Origin of the sequence: Xenococcus sp. PCC 7305, from assembly GCF_000332055.1 — a bacterium.
GTDB lineage: Bacteria > Cyanobacteriota > Cyanobacteriia > Cyanobacteriales > Xenococcaceae > Xenococcus.
In genome coordinates this window covers 1-21,562 of record NZ_ALVZ01000186.1, presented here as the reverse complement: position 1 = coordinate 21,562, position 21,562 = coordinate 1, and the positions used below count along the sequence as shown (strand labels likewise).

The following is a 21,562-nucleotide window of genomic DNA, read 5'->3' as shown; positions in this document are numbered from 1 at the left end:
GCAGCAATAAATCTAATTTAGGCTTAAGTTTATATTATCTTTTATCCAAGGTTTAAGAACAAATATAAAGAAAGAAGGTCACAAGTGTGAAACAAGTATCTTTAATACAGAAGTATTGCTTGTTTAGGAGGCGGTGTTCTTATTTAAATGGAGATATACCTCTCCCGATTGAAAAGTCACAAAGGTTGCAATCATATGTAATTTATAAACGCCATGGAGCCGAAGCGAAAAAAGAATAGCGTAGTGCTCTCAAGATTCACCATAAGAAAGAGCAAAACAGATTAAAGCGGTGTTGTTGCATGATGATGGATGTGGTGCTTAGGAAACCTATTTTTGTTCCCAATGGAACTAATGAGATAATAATTAAACATCCTTCAATACACATATGTAAGGAGATTACTAAATGCTGGAAGCATACCGTAAACATGCTGCTGCAAGGGAAGTCCAAGGAATTCCCGCATTACCCTTAAATGCAGAACAAACATCTCAACTCTGCGAAATACTCAAAAATCCCCCCATAGAAGAAGAAGAGACTCTACTTTCCTTACTGACAGAGAGAGTCCCACCAGGAGTAGATGATGCAGCTTATGTCAAAGCAGGTTTCTTGACCGCATTAGCCAAAAAAGAAATTACCTTCCCCTTAATCACTTTCTCCGAAGCTAAGAGCTCTGCTAAACAAGTCATTGACTCTTGGGATAATGCAGAATGGTTTATTTCCCGTCTCAAAGTACCAGGGGAAACCAATACCAAAGACGCTGGCGTAGCTTTACTTCCTATGGATAGTATCATTCCTTTCTGGTTAAATAGAATGCTATTATCCAATACCGTCGGGACTGAGGGAGACTTTCATACTCGTTTTCCCTTTAGTATTTCTTTTCTTGCCCGCTCAGGTTTAGTTGCTTTTACTGCTACCTTGGGCGTTATGCCTTTAGATATGCCTGGATCTGTTTTTGTCCGTTTTACTGGAAAGTTACAACCTGGTGTAACCCTTAGAGATATTGTGAATGCTATTCCTTCGGTACCAATGCAAGAAGAGAAACTCATCGTTGAGAAAAAGAATAAAGCCGATTTAAATAAGCTTAATGAAGCAACAGCAGTAAGTGACAGAACAAACCTTATGAACGATCAAAAGTCTATTCAGGAAAGTTTTTGTCGATTAACAGCTCATCAAATGCTTATCATAAAGCTTTTTTTTCAAGAGAAAAAAACAAAAGATATTGCTGAATTGGTAGGTTCAACTGATTATAGCGTTAGGAAAAATATCAGTATAATTTATGAAGAGTTAAACCTTAATAATCGTACTAGAGAAGGTTTAATGAAATTCCTATGTTCTTACAGAAGTTATTGGGACAAGGAAAATATAGATAGGGAATATATTGATATCCCATTTAATAAGATTGTCAATTTAGACGAACTTGATTTGGAAAATTTGAAGAAACAGAACGTTAATTTTAGGATTGTCGTAGTACAACAAGAATAAAAACAACACTATCTGATTATTATCTTTGTTGTTCTTTGTATCTTCGAAGAGCTTCTGCTGCTAAACTCAAATATTCCTCGGGAATGGAGGGGGCAGGGTCATCTAACAGTAGCCCATCAATACCTCGCATCAAATGATGTGTAATCATCTCGATTTTCTCTCTATCTATAGGTAATGTCTCTTCTATTCCCGCTATCGAATTCTCCATTCTTACATTGAATTTCTCAGGAAAAGTTTTAAAAAGGTCGTCTTTGTCATCGTAGCTTTCTAGATACTTCACAAAAGCCTTGAGAATAGATTCTCTAAGATCATGATGTATTAGGAAGTCTTTATAATCTGTCAAGCCATCTACTCCATTTTTGGGAGTATGAGGCCATTTTTGGTTTTTATCAACCATTTTTTTAGTTTGCTAAGGTTGAAACTCTATCTTTTAGCCAATTCCTTTAAATTTAAGGGATTTAATATTTTTTGATGGCTTAAGCAAAAGAAGTGAATATTTAGCTGCCTTCAGATTATAGCTGAGTTACACACTATTAATTACATATTTATAATGCTAACTAGTTCTTTGAAGAGCAAAGTAAGAGCTAATCACATTTGTGAACTTTTTGAGTAAAGTTTTTATATCTTCCCAAAACAGCAGTATCATGATTCTGACGGCAAAAAACCTGGCATGCAATTCCCCAATCGCTCCAGGTTTCCACCGTTAAAAAACATATTTTTATATGTACATATGCTTTACACATTGCACTAGAAGGGACAAAATGATTTCCTTTCAGGTTAGTCAAAAAGATTTAGATTGCGACCCTAAATTTATATACTAATCTGAGAGATAGAAATTATCCCTATATCAATTTTACTATCTTTGTCTCTTCTTGTGCAAATTCTCTTTTGTACTGGAGACATTTATAGTGATATCCCCCTATTCAAAAAGCTTCTCAGCTAATCTTGCCCAAAAACCAAATCACATCCTTCCCGACCATCTCCAAGAATGGCTAAATAGTTCTGTAGATCCCGAATTAATCGCCCTCAACCTACGCTCCCTCAACGAAACAGAAGCCTACGAACATCTCCTCTACAACATCCCCAACACCGAACGCCGCAACGATGGCCGCCTCCGAGACAGCAAACTCAAACAATATAAACATCTTGAAAATGGTGGTTGGTGGGTCTCAGGACTTGACCCCGACAACGAATGGCACCTTATGCTCTCGGGACGCTTGAAACCCGATACCCCCCGCATAGATCCCAAAAGAAACAAACCAGTCAAATACGAATCTCCACCAAACGCTAAAATCCGCCTCACCTACTTCAAAATCACCCATAGAATTTGGGACAAAGTTGCCAGGCGCTATAGCATCAAGCGTTATCACTCCCCCTTAAGCCTCCGCCTAGCAGATCAAAACTGCTGGCGCAAAGGCTCAGGTAAAAAAGATCAAAAATCCTATACTTTATCCCCATCAGGTTCACAAAACTTAACTGATATCCTCAAAAACGGAGTCAAAAAAACATCTACTCCTATTTCCCAGATCAAATCACCGATTCCAATTTGTTTCTGGGAATGGGTCAAGAAACATCCAGAAATACCCATTATCCTTACCGAAGGAGAAAAAAAAGCAGCTTGTCTGCTCTCAATGGGCTATGTCGCCATAGCCCTACCAGGCATTTGGAATGGAGCTCGCAAAAACGAAAAGAACGGTAAACATTATCTCCATCCAGATTTACTGCCTGTCACTCAAAAAGGACGGGAATTCATCATCCTCTTTGACTATGAAACCAAAGAAAAAACTCGCAAAGCGATCTACACAGCGACAATCCGCACAGGCAAACTAATTCAAGGTAAAGGATGTAAATGCTCCGTTGCTTCCCTTCCAGGAGAGGAAAAGCGCACCGCCCACGGCGAGGTTTCCTCGCCTTGTGGCCGGAGCAAGCAAGGGGTTGATGATTTTGTAACCGCCCGAGGAGAGCAGGCCGAATCACTGCTTGCAGAAATTATTAAACAAGCTCAGAGCCTGAGCAAATATCAACAAACCCATTATCCCAAAACAGGAAGACTCAGCGATAAATATCCCGCCAATGTTGTTGTTAATACCAAATATTTATCCGAGAGAATTTTGGTAGAAGAGCCAGGAAACAAGATTCAGGATTCAGGAGAAATATCAGAATTAGTTCCCGCTGATACTGACTCCTGGATACTGACTCCTGACTCCTATGTTCCCTTTCCCTCCACAGGAGTAATCGGACTCTCCAGTGGCATGGGGACCGGTAAAACCGAACTCATGGCTATCCTGCGTCAACTCTACCCCCATAAAACCTTTCTCAACAATGGTCATCGCGTTAACCTCCTGAAAAACCTTGCCCAGCGATTAAACACCCAAATGTACTCAGAAATCGCTCAAGGAAACTGGAGTCAAGTCAAACAACTATCGATTACCGTTGACAGCCTCTACAAATTGCAAGAACAACTGCAAAAATATGATTTTGTATTCATCGATGAAGCCTGTCAGTACGTGATTCATCTACTGCACAGTAACACCTGTAAAAAAAATCGAGCCGAGATCTTAGAAGTCCTCGAATATATCATCCGTAACGCCAAACTAGTCATCTTAGCCGATGCCCATTTAGATGATATTACCCTGGACTTCTTCATGAATATGCGCCCCCTGGGAGAAAAACCTTTTATTATTCAAAACACCTATCAATCAACCGATAGAGATGTTTATTGGTATGAAGGGTCAGATAATAGCGAGATCATTGCCAAACTCCAACTCGCGATCCTCATCGGTCAGAAAATCATGGTGGTTGCCGATTCTAAGAAACTAATCGAAAAATTAGAAAAACTTCTCACAGCAGAGGATAATCAAGCCAATTTCCTTGATCCCAAGGCTAAACCCCTCAGAGTAAAAGCAATTCATAGCGATAATAGCGGCAGCGAAGAAAATATCAGCTTCATTAAAAACATCTCTGAAGAAGTCAAAAACCTTGATGTCCTCTTAGCATCCCCCTCCCTCGGCACAGGGGTTGATATCAACTCTGGTCATTTTCAGCAGGTTTTCGGGATCTTTTCAGGAGTTTCCCAATCGGCCACAGAATGCATTCAGCAATTGCATCGTGTTCGTGGCCAAGTGCCTCTCCATATTTGGACAACACCCCATCCTCCCTTTGGCAGAAAAGAAACCAATGAAGCTACTATTAAGCGAAGAATTCTCCGACTTAATTCCCTAACCGCCTTTTTAATTCGTATTGACCCAGAAACTGGTGAAAGAGGTGCTGAGAAAGACTGGGCATTAGATGCTTACTGCAAAACAAAAGCCCGTCGTAATGACTCGATGAATAATCTTAGGGAAGATTTATACGAGCTGCTCTTCTGTGAAATGGGCTATAACTTAATTCCCCAAGGGTCAGATCAGGATTCGGTCATGGGTCAGAAACTCAAACAAACAGCCCAGGCTATCAAGGAAGAATATCAAGACGCCATTGTCAAAGCAGATAATATCACTCATCAAGAATATCAAAACCGTCAAAGCAAAGAATATCTCAATCCTGAACAACAATTTGAATGTGAAAAATTCCGTATTCATAGAGATTACGGAATGCCCGTAACCGCAGAATTAGTCAAACTGGATCAAGGAGGGCAGCTAATTCGTCAGCTAATCACCTTAGAATCGATGATTGCTCCTTCAGAGGGAACTATCATTCATCCTCAAACAGGGGTATCCTATCCTGCTCCTCCTAAAATAGTGGCAGTCAGAGATCTCAACGAACGTCAGCAACTGGCTATTTGTACTGATTGGCAGAATCATTCTCCTCAATGGTTAATTCGTCAAATATTAGGGCTGCCGAGTATCTTACAACGGTTATTAAAAGGAGAAGAACTCACAGCCAATGACCCTGCATTAGTCAAGATGAGAGATTTAGCTGTTAGAGCCAAAATTCAATTCAAATCGATTATCGGTTTTACCGTTCCCAAAAATTGTAAACCGATGTGGTTACTATCAGCCTTGATAGCCCAAATGGGACTAAAGATGACCCATCGCAAAAAGGGTAAACGGAAAGCACAGGTCCGCTATTACAGCTTAGAAATGAATAGGTTGGGTTTGGCCGTCTCGGTATTAGAGCATCGAGATGAGATTCGCACTGAGCAAGCGAGGCAGGAGTGGTTACTACAAAAGAAAGCTTTGGAGCATCAAGCTAAATTCAAGAGTCTCTATGGGATTGAGCAACTCAAAAATTCGGTATCCGACCCCCCTAAAAAGAATAATCTGGAAAGTTTAAGGGGCTCCCTGGATACGGAAAATAATCTGTCCTCATCGTCAGAAAAAGAGGGATTTAAGGCAGAGTCGGAGACATTGAAACATTTAAATCCTCTTTATGAGCTATTGCAGGAAACATTTAGCTTAGGAAAGCAAATCTTAGAGCATAGTTTCAACGATATTCGGATGTTGAAATTAATGCTGATACATCAAAAGCTGAGGTTTGATTGACCAGAATCGATAAAGAAACTTCTTAAATAAACCAACTCTGATTTGAAATTTGTTGTTGGCAAAAGCCTTGTGGACTTGTGGGGAAGTCCTCGACTTATCCAAGGGATTGTGGGTAACAAAAGAGAAGCGGAGCGTATTTGTTGTCCATCATGAGCGGCAAATCCCCAAGGTTAAGGAAGAGATAGCTTTTCAATCCTCGTGAGGGGGAGACCAGCGCGATACTATACGGATAGCAGCGGATCTAACCTTTAAACTGAAGCAACAGAGTGTTAAGCCGCTGCATACCTTAGTATCGCAGCTGGTCTCTGATGATCTACTCTTTATTTGAGAGTTAAAAAATGTTATCACCCTCTTCCATCAAATAAGGAATTGGTTGATGTCAGATAGGACTGAAGATTTTGAGCTGGTAAAGATTGATACCCAGGAAAAATGGACGGCTTACAAAAGCCTTGTGGAGCAAGAGTTTAGCAAACGAGGATTAGAAATAGCTCCTTTGCCAGAAATCATGCCTCAAAGATCGGCTGAAGCTGAATTAAATGATGTCATTGATGAATTTATCAGACTTTGGCAGCGGGACAAACCGCTGCAACAAATTAAAGAAGTCATAAGCTTTGCCACAGAGCAATTTAGAGAAGAAGTTCAATATTTAAGTCATAATCTCAGCTTTTACTGGTCAGATGTCACCACCAGCATTCAAGCGATCTCTGAAGATATATTTGGCAAACCTCAACATCATACATACTTTGTAAAACCAGAAGATATTCTTCACGCAGAAGAATTAGCAGAGCCAGAACAACTCAAAACAACTAATAATTTTTCAAGTAAGAACAGCTTAAAACAAAAACTCGCTGAGAAAGTGAGCGCAGATATTCAGCAAACAAGTCGGTTTATGAAGCAAATCAAGAGCCAACTTCATTCTTGGATTAAATCAACTTCTGAAAGATAAAAGCTTTTAGGCTTTGAGGATCAATAAAGAGAGCTATTTTATGCCTAAACTTACCGTAGAAAATCCTTTTAAAGTCGTCACCCATAAAGGACGACGAGAGATTACCTATTATGATCTGCCAAGAGAACTCAGTAGTGAACAAATATTCGAAGCTACGAAAAACTGGGTTAATCGCGAAATTGCGAGTCGTGGCATGATCTGTGAGATTAAATATGTCACAAATGAAGAGGCAGGAGATCAGATAGAACTCTGGTGTACGACAAGACGAATTGTCGGCGATGATTTTGGTGAAATTGTTAAAGAATGGGGAACACCTAAATTTTTGAGGCAACTGCATGATTCCTTTCAAGAAACTATGAAAAAAGCGATCAAGCAGAATAAGAAGCAATAGAGAGATAAATTACAGGAATATGACCCTTTTTGGCTTTATTTTTGTTCCTCTATTTTCACAAAACATAATTTAATGATAGTTTTGTTTGAGAACCCGAACCTTTTATTCAGTCCAGTATGACAAACGCTGACAACAAACAAGAAGATCTATTGCAAAGGGTTGAACGTTTGTGGGATTCTGAGGTCAAAACCTATCTAGAAAATAAACATAGGGGTGGCCGCATTAATGAAAAGGGAGCCGATTATGAGAGCTATTATGCCACTTTTCAATTAGCCAAGCGAGCGCCAGAAGTTATTGAAGAAAAAAAGGTTTTATTCTTCTCAAGCCAGATTATTGGCTTTGTTGATGATTTGGTCATAGAAAATGACGATGATGATTCATGTCTTCATTATCAGTTAAAAACCAGTGCTGCTTTGTCTTGGGGGAGTAAGCTTAAATCACTTTGCGATGATTTTGCTAAGCAATATCAATATAATTGCTCTATGGGGAAAGAAAATTCCGTCATGTGTTTGGTAGTCTCAAATTTGGCTGTTAGAGATTCAATGTCCCCAAGCATCCCCAGCAAAATAGCTGAATTTACTAGGGTGCTGCATTTTCCTTTTGATGAGGAATTTCGCCAACTTTTAGCCCATCAAGAAGAGTTTAAGAAAGCTATCAAATATCTTTGCGCCTTTGAGGAGCCAGAACCCGATAAAATAGAATGTGTGGCAACCGTGCTTCTTGGAGCTTGGCAGTCTGCTAATAAATCACGTATTTCTGCATTGGAGTTATTGAAAACAGCGCAATCCTATTCTCCCAGCTATATAAGGTCATTTGAGGTTGATAGAGAATTTGTTCTAGATCCTGCTGTTAAGATTATTTTTGATAATATTTCAGGATTCTCTTATAACCTGAATAAGGGTTTCTTTCATTGGAGCTTTCTAAATGGACTAGATCGAGGTACTTTGCCATATAGCTGTGAAAAAGAAGACTTTCGCCGTTTCCAGGAAAGAGTAAAACAACAAGAACCAACTAACTTTGATGACCTTGAGAACTTGCTATGACCAGAAGTTATTCTAGTTTATCCAATCACCAGACGAAAATCCTGCTTGCTAAACTAGCAGATTTAAACACCTCTGAAAAAGCCTATCAAGAGGCCATGATGAATCTTGGTCTGGAGTTTGGGTCAGCGATTTTCAAGCGTATTGCATCATCTGAGAGTACTATCCATTTAGCATGTACTGTTGAAGACGCCGATTTCTTGGCCAAAGGAATTTTAAATCCCCTGGAGCACAATAACTGTAAGGTTTCTTTTTCTTGTTTTTGGAATAAACGTTTTTCTCCTTTTGAGGAGCAGGGTCTGAAAGTCGCACCTATTTTAAGACAATACCAAGAACCTCTAGCAAATAAGCGGGTTCAATATTTAATAGTAGTCAAGTCTATTATTTCTGGGGCTTGTGTTGTCAGAACAAATCTTACCAATCTTATTCAAGATATAGAGCCAGAAAAAATATTTATCGTTGCACCTGTTCTTTATAAAGGAGCGCCAGAAAAACTCAAAAGCTCCTTTGATAAGTCGATTTACGATAAATTTGAGTTCTTTTACTTTGCCGAAGATGATGTGCGGGATGAGCGAGGGATCGTAGAGCCTGGCATTGGTGGAGATGTTTATCAACGTCTAGGATTTAAAGATCAAGACCATAAAAATAAGTATATTCCTAATATTGTGAGAGAAAGACGTAAACGGCAGATGGTGTCGGTAGCATATTAGATGCTTGAATTAATGATAATTGAGAAAATCTAACAGTATTGGTAATAGTGTCAGATTTCTCTGACTCATGGAAAATCTGAGCGCTCACTTTCTAATAACCCTCCCCTACTCCCAACTTCTTATTACTGAAGGCTTTTAGCGTCTTTTGCTTGTCGTGAACGATCGCTATCTGTAACTTTTAGAGATAAATGACGTAAAATTTTCAGCAATATTTGTCGCAATCACGACCAAACTCGCGCAACAAGCATTCGTTCTGACTCCTTTAAAACCTTGGCATAGTCAGCGATTGTCGTGATATCTGAGTGACCTATCAATTTCTGAATCATATTAAGTGTAATGCAAGCTAGAACCGCAGCAACTTCGTATCTCTGTCGTAACCCTATCGGATTCTTATGGACTCCATCGAGAATCTGAGCTTTATTCATTACTCCTTTGACCAGAAACTATCTTTTTGAATAAAACCTCACGAATTAATATATTTACCTCTATACTTAAGATATTTTTTTTCTGGTTTATGGTCTGATGCTTCAGAAGAGGATAAATCAGGAACTACTACTTCATAAGTTTGTCCTCGATACCGCCTAGTTATCGTTTTTGTACGATTTTTTTGTTCAGGATGGTTGATACTCTGAGAAGAGATTTGCTGGGAAGAATTATCTTGAGACTGAGATAAGTCAGCTTTTACCTCACTCCAAATCGTTAACATAAACTTGTCTTCTACCAGTAAATATTTGCCATTACTTTGAGACTTTATTTTATAAGTTTCTACAATTTTTTCTTTATCTTCTATACTAAAACTCACTCCCTTTTTAAAAGTAAAGTCGTTTAGTTCAACTAAATTTTCTCCTGAATTAAAGATTCCTTTTTGTTTTAAATCTGCGGTTGATATTAAAATAATATTTTCCATAAAACTAAGCCCATAAACTTAAATTAAATTTTAATATGATAGAGTTAATCGACATATACAACATTAATGTTATTATCAGCTTCAGCATTCAACACATTATTAACTAAAGTTTGAAAATAATACTTACCAGAGTTAGTGCTTGTTATCTCCATGGTAAACTGACGAACATCCCCATCTCCCACATTGTCACAGCCAAGAAAATCACTACAACTATAAGTAATATTAAGTCCGTTAGTATCTCCCACTGAACTAAAACTTAAGTCAATTTTAGGAGAAATAGTAACAGTTTCAACAGCAGAATCACCAATCATAGAAACCATTGTATCTGCAAGATCAGAACTAAAGACACTGGCAAAAGCTCCATTATTCGAATTAGCAATTGTAGAAGCTTGAGAATCATAGTCTAATCCTTGTTCGTAGCTTTTTTCCGTCGAATAAGTATGAATCGCCACGACTCTAATATCTTGTTCTTGAAGAGCAGAAATCGCCTGTTGTAGCTCAACAGTTTTAGTATGGGATTGAGCATCCCCAAACCAGACAATAATCTTCATCGCATCATCGCGCCAATTAGTTATATCTCCTGTCGCATAACCATTAATGTCAGCTCCAGAACTTGCCGCTTGATGCAAAGCAAAAAAGCTGCCCTCAGCCCAATCACCTCCAGAGCTAGCTGCCCATTCATTAATAGCGGTAATGGCATCATCCTTAGTTCCTCCCGCAACTGGAGTTTGGAGATGATAGGCATTATCTGCCCCTAAATCCGATGAGCTGTAATTAGAAATTTCTTCTGTATGAGATTCTGTGTGAAATGAACCCCAATTAAGATAAGTTGACTCACTGTATGAACCAGTCCAAGTATGGATATCTCCAGTATCACTATTAGTTCTTTTGACATCGTACCTATAGCAATCCCAAGCCTCTCCCTGGGAGTTATAGCAAGTATCAAATTCTAAATAAGTATATTCGTAATCATAGTTGACAGTTTCTCCTGTTTCTTCCCAATGCCCAATTTGTTCTTGGGGATCTCCATAATATCTAGCTACACCTACTTCAAGATCGTTATATGTATTTGCAAGGGTATTAAGTAATACTTCTGCATTGTCCTGAACGTTTTGAATAGCTGGACCCATACTATGAGTATTGTCAGCTAGGAATAAGACATCTAATTTATCTGGAGCTACAGTAGTTGTTTCAAGAATATCGTCGATTTGAATTGTTACTTGACGCTCTATAGAAATAGAACTGCCAGGAGTCATAATACGATTTATCGTAGCTGGAGTGACAAACCCTTGCGCCTCTGTTGAGTCAGTTTCTTCGGCAAAAACAGGATCTATAGAAGAAAAAACTGTTCCGTTAATTAGCAGTCCAGAAATTAATAATAATCGATAGAAGTTTTTCATTAATATATTACTTACAAGATATTACGTTTTGTAGTAATAAATATTATATAAGTAAAAATAAGTATAAAAATCAATTAATGATGTTTTTTATCTTGAATATATTCTTATAATTCATTGAATATTAAAAGTAGAATAGTTGCTAATACGTAAGTAATTTTACCAGAAAAGTTAATCAATCCATTTTACAAGAAATCTGTCATCATCGGAATGATGATTACTATATAGGTTTAATTCACTGACTACTTTACTTGTATTTAGTAATGACAGTTTTTTCTTGCCTTGATTTTTATGTCTTGTTCGAGTATCAGGCAGCTTAAATTCTTGAGGATATAGATACATTAAGAAAAAATCTAAGGTTGATTTCTTAATGTATCCATTGAGCACAGCTATAGCACCAAACTTAGAATCTATTCTTCTTTGTTCAGCTAGTATTCTGTCAATATCTGAGGCTTCTAATAAACCTGATTCTTGTAAGTACCAGCCTAGTTGTTTTTTTCGATCTTGTTCAAGCAGTTTAGGCCAGTTAGAAGCAAAAAAATCAGCGGTTTTCTCTAGTAACCACCCTCTTAATGCCAGAATTTCTCCTAGCATCAGATGGGGATTATGAGTTTGATCTTCTAAAGCTACTTTTATCTGAGGAACAGTAATTAAATCAGCTTCTAGTAAAATTTCACCAATACGTTTATGAGTGACTAGATTATAACTATTGTTTACTTTACACTCATTAATTCTTATTGTTTTTAGCACAATGTATAAATAGTTAATATATTTGTTAGATATTTAAGATATTATAAAAGATAACAAGATAGAAGAGAGATACTTACTGCTATTACTCTTGAGAGTAATGACTAATTTTTAAGAATTTTTGTAATTTCCAGCCTGCCTTAATTGGATTAAAGTTGCTATCAAAAGCAGTGTTTTTATCATAATAAACGTCATAGGAATATGCTGGCGAGAACTTAGCTCCCCTGAGATCTGCGCTGGCAAAAGAAGCATTCAGTAAATTAGCTCCTCTTAAATCTGCTTCTTGCAAGTTAGCTGACTGGAAATTGGCTGATTCTAAATTACTTCTGCGCAAATTAGCTTCAATTAAACATGCTTGCCGAAAATTAGCGTGAGATAAATTTGCCATCTCAAGATTAGCTAAAGCCAGATTAACTTCGGAAAAACTAGAATAGCTTAGATTACTATTGTTTAAGTTAGCTTGTCTTAAAATAGAATTGTCTAATATAACGCTCTGTAATCTGACACCATTTAAAGGAGCCTGGGTGAGTTCAGAATCTCGAAAGTCAGATTTTCCATTAATGAAACCTTTGATAATTTTATAGGAACTAGTAAAAGATAAACTTTGACTCCGATGAATTTTGAACAAAGATTTTAGGAAGTAATCAATGGTCGTTTGTGCAACATAACCTTTTTCTAATGCGAGTTCATGAAGTCTCATATGAGAACTTTGTTGTTTTTGCTGTTGCTTTAAGCTTAGCAATTGCTTCTTATCTAATAATGATGCAGCAAATAAATAATAGGTTAAAGGTCTTGTCTGAGTTTTTTGAATAAGATTTGACCATCTTTGAGCAAAGAAATCAGCAGTTTCTTGCTTTATCCAACCATGATGAGCTAAGATTTCGCCAATTCTGTAATCAGACTGCTTTTGTTCAGCTAAAGCGACTTCAATCTGAAAGATAGAAATTAATCCAGCTTCTAATAAAATTTCTCCTAAAGGTTGTTTTGATGGCAATTCCGCTAAATTGCTATGGTGAGATTTTTTACGAATTTCTGGATCTGGAAAACAAATAACCATGATTTTGAGTCGATCTAAGAAGTAACAATCAAATTTGGAGTCTTGTTTAGGTCTTACTTGAACTTTAATCTAATTCTATTCGCTTTTTTTTGGTCTAGTATTAGTGTTTATCCAGAGAGTAAATAATCAAAAAAAAATAAGGCTAAATAAGATTACGTAGATTATTAGAGATTCTTAACTTATTAAGTAACATTTATTTAAGAATTCAACCAAAATTGTTCATCTAAAACACATAAACATATCTACAAATATATAAAAATCATATGTTATTGATGTTTTTTGTTGTAACAAGTACAAACACTAGGTGTGTCAAACCCATTTTCGAGTAGCTATAGATATCTTTACTAACTTACAAATAAAAATTTATTAAAAACACAACTACTTAAAACAAAGTTTAGTTCCACATTCTTGCAGCGACAATTCGATCTGACTCCTCTAAAACCTTGGCATAAACAGCGGTTGTCGTGATGTCAGCGTGCCCCATCCATTTCTGAATCATATTAAGTGGAATCTGAGCTCGAACCGCAGCAACTCCGTATCCGTGTCTTAACCCCATAGGTTTCTTATGTGCTCCATCGGGGATCTGGGCTTTGCTCATCACTCCTTTAACCAGAAACCAGGCATGATGACGCGACCAACTCCATAAAGGCTGATTCTTCTTATAAGATCCTTTCCTCATCAAGATATCTCTAACCCCAAACAGATCATCAAGAGTTACCACTAGCTCGGTTGGAATAGGAACATCTCTATAGACAAGCTTATCCCGCTTCTTCAGCGACCGAAATCGCAGCGTCTGTTCCAAATAATTAAATCGTATTGGTGTAACTTTCAGGATTAAGTGGCGTAAAATCTTTAGAATTATTTGGCGTAATACAAATTGACTAATGCAGCTAATTTCACTTTGAGAGCAGCCCGTTATTTTAATCTACGTTCTAAATTAGCAAGAACAGAGTAAGACTCCAACATGACTTGGCTTTCCCAACTATGAGGTTTAATTTCCGAGAAATTTTCTGCCAGGATTTGTAGACCAATATCTCTTTGTTGTAGCATCTGCATGATGTTTGCAAAGTTTTGAGTGTCTGAAGAGAAGGCAGAAATGTCCCAAACAACTAAAGTATCTCCCGCTCTGGCATACTCTAAAGCCAATGCCAAATTTAACTGCTCGCCTTTCTCGAAATCGAGTAAATCACTAAATATTGTTTGACAACCAGCTTCTTTTAAAGCCATAACTATACGAGAAGTGGGATCGCTTTTTTGCTCTCTAACATCACAAACATAACCAATTTTCATTTTCCGTTAAATTACTCCAATAACTAAACATTCCCTAGCAGCTTCAACAACTTCAGCCGTGATACAGTTGAGTTCATTGATTTTAATCACGCGCTGAATCTGTCGAAATAGGCGATTTAAAAGTCGAAAATTACCGTTAGTGATTCTAGCGATCGCTGACACCGCTTCAGCATCAGTAAAGTCATTAGGATTCATACTCAAATCTAGCTTTTCCCAGTAATGAGAGAGGATAAAACGCATTTCTTCTTGACTTAAAGCATGATACTGATGAGCAAAACCAACACGGGAATAGAGTTGGGGATATCGAGATAACTTTTTCTCCAATCCGGGCATTCCAATAAAAATCAAGCCAATATCCCCTCGGTCGTAAATTTCTCGAAACTGCTCGATTCCTTCCATTTTTAAACGTTCAGTCTCATCCACAATGATTAACTCACAGAAACGACCGATATTATTGACAGTCCTAGTTTGTTGTTCGGGGGGTAACAGTTCTTCATTAAAACGACCCAATTGAGTCCGCATCTGGGAAATTCTCTGTTTGATTGTGCGATAAGGGTTGGACATTTCTGCTGTATAAAGCAAAGTGCGACAAGAACTAATGTCTGGATGTAACGGCAGATAGGGAAGATGCGTAGGGAGACGATTTTCCAGGAAAAACCACTTGGCATAGTAACGAGCCGAAAGAGTTTTTCCTACTCCTGGCGCACCATAACATAAGCCAATATATTTCTCTCGACGACAAGCATCGCAGAACTCAGCAAATCGGCGATATTCTTTGGTGATAATAAAAGAGTTTTTCTCTTCAATAGCAAGGGTATCATCAGCGTATTTTTGAGGGGTACTAGTCATTGTAGTATCGCTTTAAAGCTGGCTTTTTAGGGTTTTTAGTCACGATTTTTTCTGGCTCAGGATTTGTCAGAGAAGTCGGTTTTTTATTTCCCATCAAAGCATCAACAATAGATACCCGATCTTTAATCTGCTGTTTGAGTTGTTTGCGCCTTTGATTACGAGCCGCCTTAATTTCTTTGAGCGTAACGGTTTCGGTAGATAAATCAGGACAGATAACACGACAGAGAAATTTACTTTGATAGTAAACTCTAATTTCTGTCATATCTCTGGGGTCATAACGGATGCTAACATCTTCTCCGATATAGTTTGCCAGTAAAGGATCTGTATATCTCAAGCCCTGAAATTTAATCCCATCTCTTTGAATGCGCCTCGTGTCTTTAATAGTCAATAAAAGCAGATCTAGTTTTTCCACCGATTCTGGTAGTTGGGGTAGAAACCCCTTTCCATTCCAACGTTTCTGAGGAGCGTGTTTAGTTTGACTATGCTCTATTTGATGATACTCAATCAAAAACCTTTCAAACTCCTGGTCAAGCTCATTAAAATTCAGAACTGGATTGGGTGATTTATGCCCAGGTGGCGCATACCCAGGTAATTTGGCTAGCAGTAGTTGATTCACAGTCCTAAAAAATCGCTCAATCTTTCCTCTACCTCTGGGTTCGCCAACAGTGGAGAATATCAGTTGGATTTTCAGATCGAGACAAACTTGTTCAATATGATGAGAAGTAAAATCACTACCATGATCTGTGTAGAGAATTTCTGGAATACCACAGATATGCCATGAGGGGTTGTTTTTACGCCAGATGCCTTGTTTCAATGCCAATGCTGTTTGTAAAGCAGAAGGAGCAGAGAAAGAAATATAGTATCCCGCGATCGCTCGGCTATAGTCATCCATAATCACGGTAAGCCAAGGTCTTACAGGCTGTTCTTTTTCATCTTTGATCCAGATATCTAACAGCGTATGATCTGCTTGCCAAATAGCGTTGGGTTTTTCTGCCTCATGACGATGGAGTAATTCAAATGTTTGCTTATAGGCTTTGGTTCCTGACTGAGCCAATGTCATCAAAGCCGGGTCGAGATTACGGATCATGCTATAAACCGTACTGTAGGAAGGAGCAGCTATCTGAGAACGATTACACCAATCGGTAACCCGACGATGAATGGTTGCGATACTCATTGCTGGCTTCTGTAGAGCTAATCCTTCAATCAGTTTTTTGACTTCATCGTTAATCACCCGATGGGTACCACGATCTTTTCTCTCACCTCGGCATAATCCAGCCAATCCAGACTTTTTATAATTTGCCACCCAGCGTTGGGCAGTTCTAAAAGGAATAGCTGCATCCAGTGCTACTCGCTTTAAGGGCACAGCATCTTCTAGATGAGGTCGTAGAATCTGGTATCGTTCCCAGGCTATTACTCTAGAGCTTTCTGATAACTCACTTAGATTAGATATCGAATCATTCATTGATTCAGACATTAGATAAACGGTAAATGGTAGAACGGTCTACATTGAAGGTTTTGGCTAACTCAGATACTGATTTTCCTTCTTCTCTCAATTGTAGAATTAGTTCTTTCTGTTCATGGGAAAGCTTTTTCGGACGACCAAATTTAACACCTCGTTTCATAGCAGCTTCTCGTCCCACACTGGTACGCTCTCGAATTAAATCTCGTTCAAACTCGGCGATACCGGCAAAAACAGTCATAATCATTTTCCCTGCATGGCTCGTGGTATCTGCCCAAGGTTCTCCTAGAGAATAAAAAGCAGCTTTTTTCTCTCGTAATATTTCAACTATTTCTAAAAGGTGATGAGTAGAACGAGCCAGACGATCTAATTTACACACTACCAATGTGTCATCTTTACGGATTTGACTTAATAGCTTCTCCAATTCAGGACGAGTTTTTTTCGCCCCGGAAATTTTCTCTTCAAAGATTTCTTCACAACCATTTTCTTTGAGTAAAGAAATTTGATTTTCTAGATTTTGGTCATTTGTACTAACGCGAGCATAACCAATTTTCAATTTTAGGATCTCCCTTGGTCAAATCTGTTGCAATAAAGTACTAGCTTCGCGTCGCAAAACATAGTGCATAAATCATACACTTTTGCGACTAACATTTGCAACAGAAAAAACCTAACAAAATCATAAATTCTGAATTTGTGGCAAAACTTGAAAGTTTTGCCACAGTCAAATCAAAATCAGCTATGCTAGTTGATCTGTATTACGCCAAATAATTCTAAAGATTTTACGCTATTTAATTATGAAAGTTACAGCCATGATGATTGGCATATTCTAAAATGCCGTGACGTTGATTATCTAAATCTTGATGGTCTGTAGAGACTCGCAGATAGGCATAAGCAACCATAATTACTAGGGTTCCAAACAAAACTATGCTTGGTATTTAATTGAACGTATATCGTTTAGTTTATACTCTCATTGAACCACATATTCGTTCAGTTAATCCCATCCTTTTTTCTGGACACTATTAAGCGAAAAATAGTGAAAACTCATGCCAATTAAGAACTACAGAGGTTTTGCAAATAATCTGAGCCCAAATTAGTTTTTGCAAGCCATTTGCAGATAATGTGAGTCCTTTTGTAGATATTGTGAGCCGAAGCGGTTAGTTTTTGCAAAATAATCTGAGCCGAAAATTGGGGTTTTTGCGAGCCGAGGGCTTAGTTTTTGCAAGCCACTACAATTAGTAGCTGCGGCAGAAGCTTTAGGGATGAAGCGGATTTTTACTTTAGATAGTGATTTTTATGTCTATCGATTAAATGGTAAAGAAGGATTTGAAGTTATTCCTTGAGCATTAAACTTCACTCAATATCTCTTAAATATTAATATTTATTCTTGGACATTTTAATATTTATTTTAGAGAGATATAATCAAGCTTTAAAAGTTTTCCCTCGATAAAATTATAGATTTATTTTGCTCTTTTGGGGGTTGTTTGAGGTGAGAACTTATAGTACATAAAGTGACATTATGTCTTTTAAGATGAAGGAGTCAGGATTAAGGAGACAGGAGTCAGAATAAGGTATTTTTGCGGTTTTTTATGGGGAATAACTTCAAGAATTAATCAATAACAAGAGAGGATAAAGGAATGAAAAATGAAATTATTATTCCTTATTTATCGAGTAATTTACCAGTCATCGTGGAAAATGCCGATGAAAAAACTGTATTTTGCTTCTTAGAGTTTTTTACAGCTCAGATTCGCAATCCCAATACCAGAGCAGCCTATCGGCAAGCTGTTGTTCAGTTTTTGCGATGGGTTGAAGAGATTGGAATAACTGAATTAGAGCAGATCCATGCGTTGGTCGTGGCGACCTATATTGAAAAACTGCTGCGGGAAAAATCAAAGCCGACGGTTAACCAACATTTAGCCGCTATTAGATCTTTGTTTTCCTGGTTGGTGGTCCGAGGAGTATTAGAGGAAAATCCCGCCGCGACGGTCAAGGGACCCAAGCATAATGTCAAGAAAGGTTCTACGCCTATTTTGACAGCGGAAGAAACGAAAATACTGCTGGAGAGTATTGATGATACTCATGTGGTGGGTTTACGAGATCGGGCATTGATAGCCGTTATGGCCTATAGTTTTGCTCGAATTAGTGCGGTGCTAAATATGTCAGTGGGAGATTATTTTGCCAGGGGAAAAAGGTATTGGTTTAGGCTTCAGGAAAAAGGAGGGATTCAATATGACGTGCCAGCCCATCACAAAGCCGAAGAATATTTAGATGCATACCTTGAAAAAGCTCGCTCTCAAGAATCATTGGATTTTGGCAATCATACGCCACTATTTAGATCTACTCGGGGGCAATCTCGTTTGCTTACTACCAGAAGACTGACTCGCGGGAATGCCTATGACATGATTCAAAGAAGAAGAATCGAGGCGGATATTATGACTCCCATAGGAAATCATTCTTTTCGGGCTACGGGGATTACCACCTATCTTGAACGAGGTGGCACGATTGATAAAGCCCAGAAAATTGCTGCTCATGCCAATATTCGGACGACTCAGCTATATGACCGCACCAGTGATGCGATAACACTCGATGAGATTGAGCGGATTCAGTATTGAGTTTTGACTCAATCAGGAATAGTTTTCATCGGCAGAAATAAAATATTTTCACTATCTTGCAGTGTTAAAAATCCATATTTCCGATAGAATCTAATTGCTCGGTCATTTTTAGCATCGACAACAACACCAGCAGCTCCGAGTTGTTGTGAAAGATTGAGACAACGATAAAGAGCATCCATCAATAATCTACCAGCACTTTGTCCATCACCTTGTCGGTCAACAGTAAGAGCCAAGCGACCAATTAAAATCGCAGGGATAGATTGATAAGGGGGATGTTTTAAAGCTTGTAAAGTTTCGGGTCTCACCGAATCAGTCGGAAGATCTGCTGCCGACAAAGTATAGTAACCAATGATTTGTTTGGTTTCATCCGACCAAACATAAAGTGCAGTAATCCTACGACGGACATCTTGAGTACCCTGTTGTTGCAGATAACGATCTAATGCAGGCTCTCCACAGGTAAAATTACGGCGATTATGGATTTTTTTTGTTAAAAAGTTCTGTTAACCAAACACGAGACATTAACTGGGATGAACTGTTTGTTTATAATCACGGGCAGCCTTTTGGAGAGCTTCATTAGGAGAAGGAGGGGTTACAAGAGCTTCCGCAATCGTTTGTTGGTCTCGTGGGGATAAATTAAGCAAAGGACGAGACCGTTGCTGCTCCTTAGAAAAAGGAGAATTGGTAGAGGACTTTATATTTTGCTGCATCATACTCTAATTATATATGAGTATTAATTAAGATACAATAAAAGACTGCTTATTTATATATATTACTACTTGATTTGATTTGTGAATTCTCTTTGGGATTGAGATAAATCCAGACTCTTACTCTCAGCTGATTCAAGAAGATGTTCAATAGTATCGTTCAAAAAAGCTGAAGTTCCTGTGGCCTCTGCGGTCAAATTTTCAGCCAACTTGAGCCACAAATTATCCTGAGCGCGAAAAAAGGGTAAATCGCTTATTGATTCAGAAGTCAGTTCATCAAAATTATTCCAAGAAGAGAACATGATTACTCTATTAATTGATTCTAGAAAATAATTCTTATCAAATAGCTATTTTATGATCTGTCAAGGGATATAGCCTAAATCCACCTTGACATATTCTAATATGCTGGCTTTTCTGAAGGTTCACAACTTCAATATGTTCTAGCTTCAACGAACCAGAAAAAGGCTCTCCATGCCCCAGCGTACCGTAGAAATTATCAAAAAAGATTTTGCAGATATTATCAAAAATCTCAGCTATAGCAAGAATAAAGGAACGATCTTTAGTGATTGGCTAGAAACCGCAGCAATAGCTGTACGTCAAATGCCCTTTAATGCTGGAGAACTGCCCAAAGATGAAAGCTATCAAGAATACGAAGAGAAATATTTAGAAGTAGCAGGCCGTTATAGTCGAGAAGAACTCAATCAGTTTGCCAGTTTAACAGCTTTAACCGTTGAAGGAATTAGTGTCTATAAAGGTGATTTTCTAGGAGAAATATATGGTTCTCTGGAACTGACTAACGAAGATGCAGGGCAGTTTTTCACGCCCTTCACTGTGAGTACTGCTATGGCCAAAATGATGATAGGAGATGTTAAGCAGCAAGTTAAAGAAAAAGGCATTATCACCATCAGCGACCCAGCATCGGGAGCAGGAGGAACCTTAATCGCAGCAGCCCATGAAGTGGCTCATCAAGGAATTGACCCTAGAAATCATGTGCAGTTTCACGCCACAGATATTAGTCGTAACTGCTTTAATATGACCTATCTTCAGCTATCGCTGATGGATTTACAAGCAGTTGTTGAACATGGAAATACTATTTCAATGGAAATCTGGGAGACTCGTAAAACGCCCCAAATGATGTTCTTTGAAGACTGGTTAGAAAATAATAAGACGCTGAAAATGGTGCAGCATATGCATAATTTTCTAACTCAGCTAGAAAAACCTCCACAGCAGACACAAGAAAAAGAAGCTGCTATTGAAGAAGAAGATCAAGCAACAAAACCTGATATAAGTTTTGCTAAAAAAGATGACATTATTGAGCAGTTATCACTATTTGATAGCCAGGAATATGAATCCTGACAAATTCACTTTTTTTAGTGAAAAATTGCTCAATTCTATTAATTTCCTACTAAGAGGAAAGAAGCCTTCCCGATTATCTAGATGATTATGACTTATTGTTTAATGTTTCCATTCTATTAATTTCCTACTAAGAGGAAAG

The 21,562-nt window shown here is 38.0% G+C and carries 21 protein-coding genes and 2 pseudogenes; 8 read left to right on the top strand and 15 right to left on the bottom strand.

Features of this window, described 5'->3' with window-relative positions; genetic code table 11:
- Positions 1 to 403: 403 nt before the first annotated feature.
- Positions 404 to 1,072 (top strand): annotated as a pseudogene (locus tag XEN7305_RS30355) (hypothetical protein); the annotation flags it as partial.
- A gap of 427 nt (positions 1,073 to 1,499) precedes the next feature.
- Here XEN7305_RS30355 and XEN7305_RS14360 read toward each other — a convergent pair.
- Entirely contained in the window at positions 1,500 to 1,877 is a 378-nt protein-coding gene (locus XEN7305_RS14360) for a hypothetical protein (RefSeq protein WP_006510181.1), read from the bottom strand.
- 511 nt (positions 1,878 to 2,388) lie between these two features.
- Here XEN7305_RS14360 and XEN7305_RS14355 point away from each other — a divergent pair.
- From XEN7305_RS14355 to XEN7305_RS14335, 5 genes are all read left to right on the top strand, one after another.
- Positions 2,389 to 5,961 (top strand): plasmid replication protein, CyRepA1 family, encoded by a 3,573-nt coding sequence (locus XEN7305_RS14355; RefSeq protein ID WP_006510180.1) that lies wholly within the window; start codon positions 2,389 to 2,391, stop codon positions 5,959 to 5,961.
- Positions 5,962 to 6,337: 376 nt separating this feature from the next.
- Positions 6,338 to 6,907 carry a hypothetical protein gene (locus XEN7305_RS14350; RefSeq protein ID WP_006510179.1) on the top strand — a complete coding sequence of 190 codons (570 nt, stop codon included), beginning with the start codon at positions 6,338 to 6,340 and terminating at the stop codon, positions 6,905 to 6,907.
- Between the two features lie 40 nt (positions 6,908 to 6,947).
- Entirely contained in the window at positions 6,948 to 7,298 is a 351-nt protein-coding gene (locus XEN7305_RS14345) for a hypothetical protein (protein WP_006510178.1), read from the top strand.
- Positions 7,299 to 7,414: 116 nt separating this feature from the next.
- Complete coding sequence (locus XEN7305_RS14340; protein WP_006510177.1) at positions 7,415 to 8,341, top strand: hypothetical protein; 927 nt, start codon at positions 7,415 to 7,417, stop codon at positions 8,339 to 8,341.
- Positions 8,338 to 9,048, top strand: coding sequence for a hypothetical protein (locus XEN7305_RS14335; RefSeq protein ID WP_006510176.1), 711 nt, complete (start codon positions 8,338 to 8,340; stop codon positions 9,046 to 9,048). Before XEN7305_RS14340 ends, XEN7305_RS14335 begins: the two co-directional genes overlap by 4 nt.
- Before the next feature lie 221 nt (positions 9,049 to 9,269).
- Here the strand turns inward: XEN7305_RS14335 and XEN7305_RS14330 are convergent, their stop codons facing one another.
- The 11 genes and pseudogenes from XEN7305_RS14330 to XEN7305_RS27695 all read right to left on the bottom strand — a co-directional run.
- On the bottom strand, positions 9,270 to 9,473 hold the full coding sequence (locus XEN7305_RS14330) for a hypothetical protein (protein ID WP_006510175.1): 204 nt from the start codon (positions 9,471 to 9,473) through the stop codon (positions 9,270 to 9,272).
- 38 nt (positions 9,474 to 9,511) lie between these two features.
- The gene (locus XEN7305_RS14325; RefSeq protein ID WP_006510174.1) at positions 9,512 to 9,955 is read right to left on the bottom strand and encodes a hypothetical protein; all 444 of its coding nucleotides are present in this window, start codon (positions 9,953 to 9,955) and stop codon (positions 9,512 to 9,514) included.
- Positions 9,956 to 9,999: 44 nt separating this feature from the next.
- Positions 10,000 to 11,355: a hypothetical protein gene (locus XEN7305_RS14320; protein ID WP_006510173.1), complete on the bottom strand. Its 1,356-nt coding sequence runs from the start codon at positions 11,353 to 11,355 to the stop codon at positions 10,000 to 10,002.
- Positions 11,356 to 11,523: 168 nt separating this feature from the next.
- The gene (locus XEN7305_RS14315) at positions 11,524 to 12,102 is read right to left on the bottom strand and encodes a hypothetical protein (RefSeq protein WP_006510172.1); all 579 of its coding nucleotides are present in this window, start codon (positions 12,100 to 12,102) and stop codon (positions 11,524 to 11,526) included.
- A gap of 82 nt (positions 12,103 to 12,184) precedes the next feature.
- Entirely contained in the window at positions 12,185 to 13,156 is a 972-nt protein-coding gene (locus XEN7305_RS26715; protein WP_006510171.1) for a pentapeptide repeat-containing protein, read from the bottom strand.
- A 394-nt stretch (positions 13,157 to 13,550) separates the two neighbouring features.
- Positions 13,551 to 13,958, bottom strand: a complete 408-nt coding sequence (locus XEN7305_RS14305; RefSeq protein ID WP_052035179.1) for a site-specific integrase — start codon at positions 13,956 to 13,958, stop codon at positions 13,551 to 13,553.
- Between the two features lie 113 nt (positions 13,959 to 14,071).
- Complete coding sequence (locus XEN7305_RS14300) at positions 14,072 to 14,446, bottom strand: recombinase family protein (RefSeq protein ID WP_006510169.1); 375 nt, start codon at positions 14,444 to 14,446, stop codon at positions 14,072 to 14,074.
- Between the two features lie 6 nt (positions 14,447 to 14,452).
- A complete protein-coding gene (locus tag XEN7305_RS14295; RefSeq protein ID WP_006510168.1) occupies positions 14,453 to 15,295 on the bottom strand; it encodes an AAA family ATPase in 843 nt (280 codons plus the stop codon).
- On the bottom strand, positions 15,288 to 16,769 hold the full coding sequence (locus XEN7305_RS14290) for a Mu transposase C-terminal domain-containing protein (RefSeq protein ID WP_006510167.1): 1,482 nt from the start codon (positions 16,767 to 16,769) through the stop codon (positions 15,288 to 15,290). Before XEN7305_RS14290 ends, XEN7305_RS14295 begins: the two co-directional genes overlap by 8 nt.
- Positions 16,762 to 17,310: a recombinase family protein gene (locus XEN7305_RS14285; protein ID WP_006510166.1), complete on the bottom strand. Its 549-nt coding sequence runs from the start codon at positions 17,308 to 17,310 to the stop codon at positions 16,762 to 16,764. Before XEN7305_RS14285 ends, XEN7305_RS14290 begins: the two co-directional genes overlap by 8 nt.
- Before the next feature lie 250 nt (positions 17,311 to 17,560).
- Positions 17,561 to 17,653, bottom strand: a pseudogene (locus tag XEN7305_RS27695) (recombinase family protein); the annotation flags it as partial.
- Positions 17,654 to 18,388: 735 nt separating this feature from the next.
- Between XEN7305_RS27695 and XEN7305_RS14280 the strand changes: the two are divergent.
- Positions 18,389 to 19,363, top strand: coding sequence for a tyrosine-type recombinase/integrase (locus XEN7305_RS14280; protein ID WP_006510164.1), 975 nt, complete (start codon positions 18,389 to 18,391; stop codon positions 19,361 to 19,363).
- A gap of 8 nt (positions 19,364 to 19,371) precedes the next feature.
- Here XEN7305_RS14280 and XEN7305_RS14275 read toward each other — a convergent pair whose 3' ends face one another.
- The 3 genes from XEN7305_RS14275 to XEN7305_RS14265 all read right to left on the bottom strand — a co-directional run bounded on the left by XEN7305_RS14275 (position 19,372) and on the right by XEN7305_RS14265 (position 20,369).
- The gene (locus XEN7305_RS14275; protein WP_006510163.1) at positions 19,372 to 19,698 is read right to left on the bottom strand and encodes an N-acetyltransferase; all 327 of its coding nucleotides are present in this window, start codon (positions 19,696 to 19,698) and stop codon (positions 19,372 to 19,374) included.
- A 183-nt stretch (positions 19,699 to 19,881) separates the two neighbouring features.
- Positions 19,882 to 20,073 (bottom strand): DUF1778 domain-containing protein, encoded by a 192-nt coding sequence (locus XEN7305_RS14270; protein ID WP_006510162.1) that lies wholly within the window; start codon positions 20,071 to 20,073, stop codon positions 19,882 to 19,884.
- 62 nt (positions 20,074 to 20,135) lie between these two features.
- Positions 20,136 to 20,369 (bottom strand): hypothetical protein, encoded by a 234-nt coding sequence (locus XEN7305_RS14265; RefSeq protein WP_006510161.1) that lies wholly within the window; start codon positions 20,367 to 20,369, stop codon positions 20,136 to 20,138.
- Positions 20,370 to 20,538: 169 nt separating this feature from the next.
- On the opposite strand from XEN7305_RS14265, the gene XEN7305_RS26710 reads away from it, so the two are divergent.
- The gene (locus XEN7305_RS26710) at positions 20,539 to 21,423 is read left to right on the top strand and encodes an N-6 DNA methylase (protein WP_006510160.1); all 885 of its coding nucleotides are present in this window, start codon (positions 20,539 to 20,541) and stop codon (positions 21,421 to 21,423) included.
- Positions 21,424 to 21,562: the final 139 nt, after the last annotated feature.